The sequence below is a fragment of the Enterobacter sp. A103 genome, assembly GCF_034427535.1.
Classification (GTDB): Bacteria; Pseudomonadota; Gammaproteobacteria; order Enterobacterales; family Enterobacteriaceae; genus Enterobacter; species Enterobacter asburiae_B.
The window spans coordinates 158,530-168,984 of record NZ_JAXQPQ010000006.1 but is presented as its reverse complement, the minus strand read 5'-3'; the positions used below and the strand labels follow the sequence as shown (position 1 = coordinate 168,984).

The following is a 10,455-nucleotide window of genomic DNA, read 5'->3' as shown; positions in this document are numbered from 1 at the left end:
CCTGGCGGCTTTAGCGCGGTGGTCCCACCTGACCCCATGCCGAACTCAGAAGTGAAACGCCGTAGCGCCGATGGTAGTGTGGGGTCTCCCCATGTGAGAGTAGGGAACTGCCAGGCATCAAATAAGTAGAAAGGCCATCCGCAAGGATGGCCTTTTTGCGTTTATACGCTGCACAAACTAATCCCCCAACGCCCTGCTTATACGGTAAACTACCTGCGTTTTTGCATCAGGATAGCGTCTATGAACCACTCCCTTAAGCCCTGGAATACCTTTGGCATTCAACGCAATGCTAAACAAATTGTACGTGCCGATACTGCACAGCAAATGCTGGATGCATGGCAAAGCGCAACTGAAAATAACGAACCCGTACTGATTCTGGGCGAAGGAAGTAATGTCCTGTTTCTCGATGATTTTGCGGGAACGGTGATCGTTAACCGCATCATGGGAATTGATGTGGAAGAGCGTGCCGACAGCTGGCACCTGCACGTGGGGGCCGGAGAAAACTGGCATCATCTGGTGCAATTCACCCTCGAAAAAGGGATGCCGGGCCTGGAAAACCTTGCGCTTATTCCAGGCTGCGCCGGATCGTCACCTATTCAAAACATCGGTGCCTACGGCATCGAACTGAAACATGTCTGCGAATATGTCGACTGCATCGAACTGGCGACCGGAACGGCAAAGCGTTTAACGGCGGAACAGTGCCGGTTTGGCTATCGTGACAGTATTTTCAAACATGAATATCAGGATCGCTACGTGATTGTTGCCGTGGGCCTGCGCCTGTCGAAGGACTGGCAGCCTGTGTTGACCTACGGGGATTTAACGCGTCTCGATCCGGCTACCGTAACCGCCCGCGACGTTTTTGATTCCGTTTGCCATATGCGGATGGCCAAACTTCCCGATCCAAAAGTAAACGGAAACGCAGGAAGCTTCTTCAAAAACCCGGTTATCAGCAGCGAAAATGCAAAAGTCTTTCTTGAAGGATGGCCAGCCGCGCCACATTACCCTCAGGCGGATGGCAGCGTGAAGCTTGCCGCAGGATGGCTTATCGATCAATGCCAGCTAAAAGGCACTTCAGTAGGCGGTGCTGCCGTTCACCAGCAGCAGGCTCTGGTGCTGATTAATCAGCGCGATGCGACCAGCGATGATGTTGTACAGCTGGCTCATTATGTTCGTCAGCGTGTGGGCGAAAAATTTAACGTCTGGCTGGAGCCAGAAGTTCGCTTCATTGGCTGCACAGGTGAAGTTAATGCCGTGGAGGCTATCGCGTGAAGGACAATACCGTTCCCTTAACCCTGATTAGCATCCTTGCTGACGGCGAGTTTCATTCTGGCGAGCAGCTGGGTGAGCAGCTTGGCATGAGCCGTGCTGCTATCAATAAACATATCCAGACGCTTCGCGACTGGGGTGTTGATGTGTTCACGGTTCCCGGAAAGGGCTACAGCCTGCCGGAGCCGATTCAATTGCTGAATGAAGAAACGATCCGCAGCCAGATCGGACACGGCAATGTTGCGGTGCTGCCGGTGATTGATTCGACGAACCAGTATCTTCTGGATCGTCTGCCTGAGCTGAAATCCGGCGATGCCTGCGTTGCTGAATATCAACAGGCCGGTCGCGGCCGTCGCGGTCGCAAATGGTTTTCGCCATTTGGCGCTAACCTCTATCTGTCCATGTACTGGCGACTCGAGCAGGGCCCGGCCGCTGCCATTGGTCTGAGTCTGGTCATCGGCATCGTCATGGCGGAAGTGCTGCACGATCTGGGGGCGGATAAAGTACGCGTTAAATGGCCTAATGACCTCTACCTCAACGATCGTAAACTTGCCGGTATTCTGGTCGAACTGACGGGAAAAACGGGCGATGCGGCGCAAATCGTCATCGGCGCAGGCCTCAACATGGTAATGCGCAATGTACAAAATGATGTGGTGAATCAGGCCTGGACTAACCTCCAGGAGGCGGGGATCGTCATCGATCGCAACACCCTTGCCGTGCGTATGATTAAAGAGTTGCGCAGTTCGCTCACGCTTTTTGAGCAGGAAGGGCTGGCATCGTTCCTGTCTCGTTGGGAAAAGCTGGATAACTTCATCAACCGCCCGGTGAAATTGCTGATTGGTGATAAAGAGATCTACGGAACTTCGCGCGGTATTGACGCACAGGGCGCGCTGCTCCTGGAGCAGGATGGCGTGATCAAACCCTGGATGGGCGGTGAGATTTCACTGCGAAGTGCCGAATAACCGGATCGAGTTAATTATGCGAAAACCCGTCTGCGCAACGCTGGCCGTCATGATGAGTGTGCTGTTTTCGCCTCTCTCTCATGCGGATCGGGCCTGGGAGAGTTACAAGGCCCGCTTTTTCAAACCGGAAGGCCGCATTGTTGATACCGGTAATGGCGGCGTGTCGCATACGGAAGGTCAGGGTTTTGCCATGCTGATGGCGGTGGCTAACGACGATAAAGCCACGTTCGATAAGCTCTGGCAATGGACAGACAGTCAGCTGAAGAACAAAGAAAATGGTCTGTTTTACTGGCGCTATAACCCCGCAGAGTCCAACCCGGTCGCCGACAAAAACAACGCTGCAGATGGCGACGTGCTGATTGCCTGGGCGTTGCTGAAAGCCGACGCCCGCTGGCATGACAAACGCTACAGCACCGCATCGGATGCAATTACCAAAGCACTGATTGACCACAGCGTGATCCGCTATGCCGGTTACCGCGTAATGCTGCCCGGCGTCCAGGGGTTTAAGCTTGAGGGTGAAGTGGTCCTTAATCCTTCCTATTTCGTGTTTCCGGCCTGGCAGGCCTTCTCCAGACGCAGTCATTTGCCGGTCTGGCGCGATTTGATTAAGGACGGGAAAGGCCTGCTGGGGAAAATGGGCTCGGGTAAAGCGAATCTGCCCACTGACTGGGTTTCACTGGCATCAGGTGGCAAGCTGGCTCCTGCTAAAGGCTGGCCGCCGCGAATGAGCTATGACGCGATTCGTGTTCCGCTGTACGTTGCCTGGTCTGATAAGCAAAGCCCGCTGCTGACGCCGTGGAAGGCCTGGTTCGGTCAGTTCCCCCGGGAACAAACGCCCGCCTGGGTTAACGTCGCGACCAACGAATATGCGCCCTACATGATGGAAGGCGGCCTGCTGGCCGTACGTGATTTCACGATGGGGCAGGCTGCCGGTGAACCCGAAATCACCTCTAAAGACGACTACTATTCGGCAAGTCTGAAAATGCTGGTGTGGATCGCCCAGCAATAATGTCGACATTGCCCCTCTCCCCGATGGGGAGAGGGACGTCATACCGTGTTACTGCGGATACGGTACCCAATCCCCGCCGTTCAGGCGAACGTACGGTTTGTTCTGATACTGAATGACGACCGCGTTAGCGTTTTCTGAGACTTCTGCGGTTTGCGGCAGGTTACTGGTGAGCTGATCCCAGTTCACGCTATCCTCCACAAACAGCTTCCCGTCAACGGCGCGGGCAACCAGCTCTGAGATCGCCAGATAGCTGGTTGGCTGTGTAATCTCAATCGGTGCGCCCTGATGCGGTGCCTTCATCCCAAAGAATTTAATGCCTGCAGGCACGTTAGTGATGGACGGGCTTGGGATATCACGCAGACCCGACACCTGCATTCTGTCACCTTTCAGCGCACCACCGTGCTCAGGTACCACAACCACCATCACTTTACGGCCCGATTTTTCCAGCTCCGTGAAGAACGCGTCCAGCTCGTCAAAGAACTTCTGTGCACGCACTTTATAATCAGCCGTTTTGCTCACGCCCGGGAAATGGTTACCGTCGTGGAGCGGCAGGGTGTTAAAGAACGTCGCGCTGCGCGGATTACTGTCTTTTTCGATGGTCTGCAGCCAGCGCTGCAGGACGGCAGTATCGTCATAAACTGGCGAGCCGTCGAAGCCCAGCAGAGAGACGGGAAGACCGGTTTGATCCATCAGCGGTGCCTGCATGCCGCCCTGTTCGCGCACCTCTTTCAGGAAGTTACCGAACTGGCCGTTATGCCCCAGCATCAGGTGCTGCGTAAAGCCCAGCTTTGCGAGGTTATCGAACAGATAACACTGGTTGCCGGCGGGTTGATACAGGTTTTTATGCGATGTCTGACCGCAGCTTGCGCGCAGCAGGCGGATCGCCGCCGGGCCGCTGTACGAGGTGGCTGAGTTGAAATCTTTAAACTGAATATCGAAGTGTGACCACAGCGGATGAGACATCAAACCGGCGGCGTCCACGTCGGCCCAGGAGAGAGAACAGATGTTGATCACCAGCAGTTCAAACGGCTGAGCATCCGCCGGCAGCGCGTCCGGGAATTTAGTCTGTCGCTTGTCTTCCGCGGTATAGAAACTGGAGAGCCAGGCGTTCAGGTTGGTAGAGGTCGGCGGTGCGGTCTGGGTTGGGATATCGCCCACCACAGGCGTATCGCCTGCCGTTGTGACGGTTGCCGCCGCGCTTCCCCCTGTGGTGGTCACCGTGGTGGTCGGTTGACCGGCAGGCCACAGGGAAAAGTTCGGCCCAGCCAGCGTCAGCACGTTAAGCCAGATCATAATCGCGACGACAAACACCGTGACGCGGATCCACTGTGACAGGAACAGCCAGGCAACCAGCAGCACAAATACCGCGCCAATCATCTGCCAGTTAATAAAGCGCTCGGTCAGATCGAGGACATAGCTGGCGCTAAAGCCCGCCACCTGCGACCCCTGGCTCATAATGCTGTCCGGCCCCGGTAGCCAGGTATCATGCCAGAACAGCGCAAAGCCGACAGGTATAGCGACCCAGTGGCGCAAGCGATGTAACCTGATATTCGGCAGCGGCATCAGCAGGAAGGCCATAAACACGAGGTTGAGAAGGGGATGGAAATTCAGATAGCCTGCCCACAGCAGGCCAAACTTCACCAGAAAGTAGAAGTTCCAGCCGGAAAGGCCGCGCCAGTATTGCCAGAGCGGCGAGGGTGACGAAGCGGTATAGGTAGAATTAGTCATGTTTTCGGTCTGCCTTGACGTGTGATGCCCGTGTCAGTGTTCCGGCTGGTTTTACATAGCGAGGTTTAATAAACAGCACTCTGGCCGTATCACGGATACGGCGGATGGAATGGCGCGCATAGTAGCCAAGCGGGAAAAAGATCAGCGCACAGAATATAACCAGTTGAATGATATCGCTGATGTTCATGATGATGCGTTCTCCGCGTTGTCTGTTAATAAGCGAAGGGGTTCCGGAACCCGACGCCAGACGTGTCCATCATGCCTGGCATTGAGGATCGGTTTGGCATCGCTCTTGATAGCGAGCGGCTTAACCCATTGTTCAGGCTGGAGCGCACGCATCTGCACCAGCTCCGCGCTAATCGTATTATCTTCGAACCAAATCATACGGTTCGAGAAAATATCCCCTGTAGGCAGAGGGAAGATGTGGTTAAGCGCCGTATCGAGATCGTTTACCCGGCAGAAGGACAAAAACAGCACCAGGCGATTGTCGCCAATGGTCATGATGTCCCCTGTACGGTTCGGGCGACATAAGGTGAGAGCCTGTTCAACGCGAATACCCGGCACGGGACGCAGAGCAACCATGACCCCTTTTCCGTCAGCAGGAAGAAGCGTGTTGTTCATCATGTTGCCGACGGCGTCGCAGAAGGTATCCCATTTTTGGTATCCACGCAGCTTCATCGGCTGCGTCATGGAGAGCAGCGTGGAAATATCTTCCGGTACGTGGCGGCTAAACTGCTGGCCCTGAACGCTTTCGATAAGCGTCAGGCAGCGTGACAACGGCGCATTCCATGGAATAACCATATTGGCGCCGCAGCCGAGAAGCAGGCGCTCATCGGTGGCGCGCAGGCTGGTATTATTTTCGCGCACGATGATTTTCAACGCACTGCCGCGCTGGCGGCGTAAGGTGTGGATTTGTCGTGCCAGCGTCTCAATCTGGTTATTCTGCATCAGCGAGAAAATAAGGGTTGCCGCCTGGGTTGTGCGGGCTTCATGGAAAAGGGCTTCGTTAGAATCAAACAATGTCCAGTTTTCCGACAGGGCGGGTGCCCCCTCTAAAACCGCGATATGGCTCAGGATGCGTTTTTCATCACTGCGCGGCTGCACCACGGTTTCTTCCTGCTGCGCCAGGTGCCACTCGCCCTCAATATGTTTCAGCGTAAGCTGTTGCCTGGCGCTCACGCCTTTTTCATTACACCAGAATGCAATATCGTAGAGATAGCTGCCTGCCTGGTCACGAATGCTTGCCAGACCGAACAGGGAGCGATATTCGCCCATTAAAAGTGAGAACAGCTTGTCATTATTACTGCCGGGATTGACTATCAATAGCGTGCAATTTTGAAATTTTGCCCATTTATTGATTTTTTCCAGCCAGGGCAGCAGTTTTTCAGCGGGCATATTTTGCAGGACGTTATTTGCGCATTTCAGAATCACAAAATAGTGATCCGGATCAATAGAGCACTGAACGTCGCGGGACAAAAAGTATAGACTATCGGCTTCCGATGTCATGGAAAATAATCGCACCGTCTGGGGGCCGCGACCACTTTCAAGCGTAATAATTTTCTTCGGATCTTCGCCCATGCTAATGACGGCCACGCGGGAATCCTTATCCTGAGCAGCAATTGTCTGGTTTACCAGACTGATAGCATCTTCATTACGGTCCGTATTAATCCACCAGACTCCTCCGACTGGCATGTGGCTCAATTCGTCCCATAATGACTGGATGCCAATAGAAAATATGGAGTCCACGGTGTCCCTCTTTTCGTCTAATTTATCTGTATCTCAGTTTACTAGCGAAAGCGTAGAAATAAACCTAACATTGAAATTAAAGAACATCAGATTTAGCATGTAAATGAAATTTGTCAGGGCAGGAAGCCCCGCAACTTCTTTAGCGTGCGATTTTCCTTAAAGGGATGGAAAAAGAATGGATAATAACGAACCTGGAACCCCAGTCGACTCGACTCTGGGTTACACATTCCAAAACGATTTTCTGGCGCTGACGCAGGCCTTTTCTTTACCTGAAATAGATTACACCGATATTTCCCAGCGGGAACAGTTGGCCGCGGCTATTAAACGCTGGCCGTTATTAGCTGAATTCGCCCATCAACAATAAGGGAGCCATTGATGGCCATACTCGGATTACAGGGTGTCCGTGGCGGTGTGGGTACCACATCAGTTACCGCGGCGCTGGCGTGGTCATTACAGCTTTTAGGTGAATCGGTGCTGGTTATTGACGCCTGCGCCGATAATTTGTTGCGTATGTCGTTTAACGTCGACTTTTCTCGTGAAGAGGGCTGGGCCCGCGCGCTGCTTGATGATAAAGACTGGCAGGATGCAGGGATGCGCTATACCTCCCAGCTTGATCTGCTGCCGTTTGGGCAACTGAGCACCACGGAACGCGAGAATGAAGCCGCGTATCAGCGCCTGTTTTCGCAGTTCACGCTGGCGCTGCAAACCCTGAAAGAAAAGGGGCACTACAAGTGGATCCTGCTGGATCTGCCGCACGGCGCCGGCACGCTGACCCGACAGCTAATCGCCCAATGCGATCATATACTTTCCATCGTCAACGTCGATGCGAACTGCCATATCCGCCTGCATCAGCAGGGGCTGCCTCAGAACGCTCATCTTCTGATTAACGATTTGCGCATTGGCAGCCAGATTCAGGACGATCTGTATCAGGTCTGGCTGCAAAGCCAGCGCCGTCTGCTTCCCATTGTCATCCATCGTGATGAGGGGATGGCGGAATGCCTTGCGTCTAAGCAACCGCTCGGCGAATACCGCAGCGATTCACTGGCGGCAGAAGAGATCCTGACGCTGGCTAACTGGTGTCTGCTGAACTTCGCCAACAGGGCGGAGCATGCAGGGAGTTCTGTATGAGTCGTCTCGCCAGCTGGTTACTCATCCCACCGGTCAGTTCGCGTTTGAGCGAACATTACCGGCATTTCCGCCGGCACGGTGCTTCGGCATTTAGCGCCGCGCTCGGCTGCTTCTGGATGATTCTGGCCTGGATGTTTATTCCACTCGAACACCCGCGCTGGCAGCGCATACGTGCCCGGCACAGTGAGCTATATCCGCATATTAATCCCAACCGGCCGCGTCCTTTGGATCCGGCGCGCTATCTCATTCAGGCCATCTGGCTGGTGGTCACGTCATCCCGCTCAGAGAAAATAACGCCGCACTGGCGCAGTTTTTCCCGCGTGCAGCAGTTACGTGAGCGCTACCACCAGTGGCTGGACAGACTGCCCAACAGCGTAAGCGATAAGACCAGCCATCTGGATAACCATAAAGAGCTCGGGCATCTTCACCCGGGCCTGCGGCGTTTTATCCTCGGCGTGATCGTCGTGTTCTCGCTCATTCTGGCGCTGGTCTGTATTACGCAACCTTTCAACCCTCTGGCGCAGTTCACCTTCCTGATCCTGCTGTGGGGCGTGGCGCTGCTGGTCCGCCGTATTCCGGGCCGCTTCTCGGCGCTGATGCTGATTGTGTTGTCGTTGACCGTCTCCTGTCGCTACATCTGGTGGCGTTATACCTCAACCCTGAACTGGGACGACCCGGTCAGCCTGGTGTGCGGCCTGGTGCTGCTGTTTGCCGAAACCTACGCCTGGATCGTGCTGGTGCTGGGCTATTTCCAGGTCATTTGGCCGCTCAACCGCCAGCCGGTTCCGCTGCCTAAAGACACCGCGCAGTGGCCGTCTGTTGATCTCTTTGTACCGACCTACAACGAAGATCTGAGCGTGGTGAAAAACACCATTTATGCCGCGCTGGGCATCGACTGGCCGAAAGACAAGCTTAAGGTCTGGATCCTGGATGACGGCAACCGTCCGGCATTCCGCCAGTTCGCAGAGGAGGTTGGCGTCGAGTACATCGCTCGTCCGACTCACGAGCATGCGAAAGCCGGGAACATCAATAACGCGTTGAAGTATGCCACAGGGGAGTTTGTCTCGATCTTTGACTGTGACCACGTGCCGACGCGCTCGTTCCTGCAGATGACCATGGGCTGGTTCCTGAAGGAGAAAGAGCTGGCGATGATGCAGACGCCGCACCACTTCTTCTCGCCGGATCCGTTTGAACGTAACCTTGGCCGCTTCCGTAAAACCCCGAACGAAGGCACGCTGTTCTATGGCCTGGTGCAGGACGGAAACGACATGTGGGATGCCACCTTCTTCTGCGGCTCCTGCGCGGTTATCCGCCGTAAGCCGCTGGATGAAATTGGCGGTATCGCCGTCGAAACGGTCACTGAAGATGCGCATACCTCTCTGCGCCTGCACCGTCGTGGCTATACCTCTGCGTATATGCGTATTCCGCAGGCTGCCGGTCTGGCAACGGAGTCACTGTCGGCGCACATTGGTCAGCGTATTCGCTGGGCGCGCGGCATGGTGCAGATCTTCCGTCTCGATAACCCACTGATTGGTAAAGGGCTCAAGCTGGCGCAACGTCTCTGCTACGTCAACGCCATGTTCCACTTCTTATCCGGTATCCCGCGGCTGATCTTCCTGACCGCGCCGCTGGCGTTCCTGCTCCTTCACGCTTATATCATTTACGCCCCGGCGCTGATGATTGCGCTGTTTGTTCTGCCGCACATGATCCACGCGAGCCTGACGAACTCGAAGATACAGGGTAAATACCGCCATTCCTTCTGGAGTGAAATCTACGAAACGGTGCTGGCCTGGTATATCGCACCGCCGACGATGGTGGCGCTGATTAACCCGCACAAAGGGAAATTTAACGTCACCGCCAAGGGCGGCCTGGTGGAAGAGGAGTACGTCGACTGGGTGATCTCCCGTCCGTATATCTTCCTGGTATTGCTGAATATCGTTGGCGTCATCGCCGGTATCTGGCGTTACTTCTACGGCCCGGAAAACGAAATCCTGACCGTCTTTGTGAGTATGGCCTGGGTCTTCTACAACCTGATTATCCTCGGCGGCGCGGTGGCGGTGTCGGTGGAGAGCAAGCAGGTTCGTCGTGCGCATCGCGTTGAAATCTGCATGCCTGCGGCGATCGCCCGTGAAGATGGCCATCTCTTCTCCTGTACCGTGCACGACTTCTCTGACGGTGGCCTGGGGATCAAAATCAACGGCCAGGCGAAGGTGCTGGAAGGCCAGAAAGTTAACCTGCTGCTTAAGCGCGGTCAGCAGGAGTATGTCTTCCCGACGCAGGTTGTGCGCGTGGCGGGCAATGAAGTCGGTTTGCAGCTGATGCCGTTGACCAAAAAGCAACATATCGATTTTGTGCAGTGTACGTTTGCCCGCGCGGATACGTGGGCTCTCTGGCAGGACAGCTTCCCGGAAGATAAACCTCTGGAAAGCCTGCTGGATATTCTGAAGCTGGGGTTCCGTGGCTATCGTCACCTTGCAGAATTCGCCCCGTCGTCGGTGAAATTAATTTTCCGGTCACTTACTTCGCTGGTTTCCTGGGTCGTGTCGTTCATTCCTCGTCGTCCTGAGCGGGATGAGGCGAAGCAGGCGGACCCGGTTATGGCTCAACAATGATGAT

At 54.9% G+C, this 10,455-nt stretch carries 9 protein-coding genes and 1 rRNA gene; 7 read left to right on the top strand and 3 right to left on the bottom strand.

Annotated elements, in window-relative coordinates:
• The 4 genes from rrf (at position 1) to SPH27_RS17240 (ending at position 3,237) form a co-directional block, all read left to right on the top strand.
• Positions 1–116 (top strand): 5S ribosomal RNA (gene rrf, locus SPH27_RS17255).
• 124 nt (positions 117–240) lie between these two features.
• Positions 241–1,269: a UDP-N-acetylmuramate dehydrogenase gene (murB, locus tag SPH27_RS17250; RefSeq protein ID WP_182072907.1), complete on the top strand. Its 1,029-nt coding sequence runs from the start codon at positions 241–243 to the stop codon at positions 1,267–1,269.
• Complete coding sequence (gene birA, locus SPH27_RS17245) at positions 1,266–2,228, top strand: bifunctional biotin--[acetyl-CoA-carboxylase] ligase/biotin operon repressor BirA (RefSeq protein WP_048976750.1); 963 nt, start codon at positions 1,266–1,268, stop codon at positions 2,226–2,228. The genes murB and birA overlap by 4 nt, the downstream gene beginning before the upstream one ends.
• Before the next feature lie 16 nt (positions 2,229–2,244).
• Positions 2,245–3,237, top strand: a complete 993-nt coding sequence (locus tag SPH27_RS17240; RefSeq protein WP_182072906.1) for a glycosyl hydrolase family 8 — start codon at positions 2,245–2,247, stop codon at positions 3,235–3,237.
• A 48-nt stretch (positions 3,238–3,285) separates the two neighbouring features.
• Here SPH27_RS17240 and bcsG read toward each other — a convergent pair whose 3' ends face one another.
• Genes bcsG through bcsE form a run of 3 tightly spaced genes read right to left on the bottom strand, consistent with a single transcriptional unit; the run spans position 3,286 to position 6,711 of the window.
• Complete coding sequence (gene bcsG, locus SPH27_RS17235) at positions 3,286–4,965, bottom strand: cellulose biosynthesis protein BcsG (RefSeq protein WP_033146878.1); 1,680 nt, start codon at positions 4,963–4,965, stop codon at positions 3,286–3,288.
• Positions 4,958–5,155 carry a cellulose biosynthesis protein BcsF gene (gene bcsF / locus SPH27_RS17230; RefSeq protein WP_024908822.1) on the bottom strand — a complete coding sequence of 66 codons (198 nt, stop codon included), beginning with the start codon at positions 5,153–5,155 and terminating at the stop codon, positions 4,958–4,960. Before bcsF ends, bcsG begins: the two co-directional genes overlap by 8 nt.
• Positions 5,149–6,711: a cellulose biosynthesis c-di-GMP-binding protein BcsE gene (bcsE, locus tag SPH27_RS17225; RefSeq protein WP_033146877.1), complete on the bottom strand. Its 1,563-nt coding sequence runs from the start codon at positions 6,709–6,711 to the stop codon at positions 5,149–5,151. Before bcsE ends, bcsF begins: the two co-directional genes overlap by 7 nt.
• A gap of 175 nt (positions 6,712–6,886) precedes the next feature.
• Here bcsE and bcsR point away from each other — a divergent pair, with 175 nt between their 5' ends.
• Genes bcsR through bcsA form a run of 3 tightly spaced genes read left to right on the top strand, consistent with a single transcriptional unit; the run spans position 6,887 to position 10,451 of the window.
• Positions 6,887–7,075, top strand: coding sequence for a cellulose biosynthesis protein BcsR (bcsR, locus tag SPH27_RS17220; protein ID WP_008503237.1), 189 nt, complete (start codon positions 6,887–6,889; stop codon positions 7,073–7,075).
• Positions 7,076–7,086: 11 nt separating this feature from the next.
• The gene (gene bcsQ / locus SPH27_RS17215) at positions 7,087–7,839 is read left to right on the top strand and encodes a cellulose biosynthesis protein BcsQ (protein WP_029740463.1); all 753 of its coding nucleotides are present in this window, start codon (positions 7,087–7,089) and stop codon (positions 7,837–7,839) included.
• The gene (bcsA, locus tag SPH27_RS17210; protein ID WP_029740462.1) at positions 7,836–10,451 is read left to right on the top strand and encodes a UDP-forming cellulose synthase catalytic subunit; all 2,616 of its coding nucleotides are present in this window, start codon (positions 7,836–7,838) and stop codon (positions 10,449–10,451) included. The genes bcsQ and bcsA overlap by 4 nt, the downstream gene beginning before the upstream one ends.
• Positions 10,452–10,455: the final 4 nt, after the last annotated feature.

Coding starts and splice junctions, on each gene's coding strand:
- murB (WP_182072907.1), top strand. CDS start 241: ATGAACCACTCCCTTAAGCCCTGGAATACCTTTGGCATTCAACGCAAT.
- SPH27_RS17240 (WP_182072906.1), top strand. CDS start 2,245: ATGCGAAAACCCGTCTGCGCAACGCTGGCCGTCATGATGAGTGTGCTG.
- bcsG (WP_033146878.1), bottom strand. CDS start 4,965: ATGACTAATTCTACCTATACCGCTTCGTCACCCTCGCCGCTCTGGCAA.
- bcsR (WP_008503237.1), top strand. CDS start 6,887: ATGGATAATAACGAACCTGGAACCCCAGTCGACTCGACTCTGGGTTAC.
- bcsQ (WP_029740463.1), top strand. CDS start 7,087: ATGGCCATACTCGGATTACAGGGTGTCCGTGGCGGTGTGGGTACCACA.
- bcsA (WP_029740462.1), top strand. CDS start 7,836: ATGAGTCGTCTCGCCAGCTGGTTACTCATCCCACCGGTCAGTTCGCGT.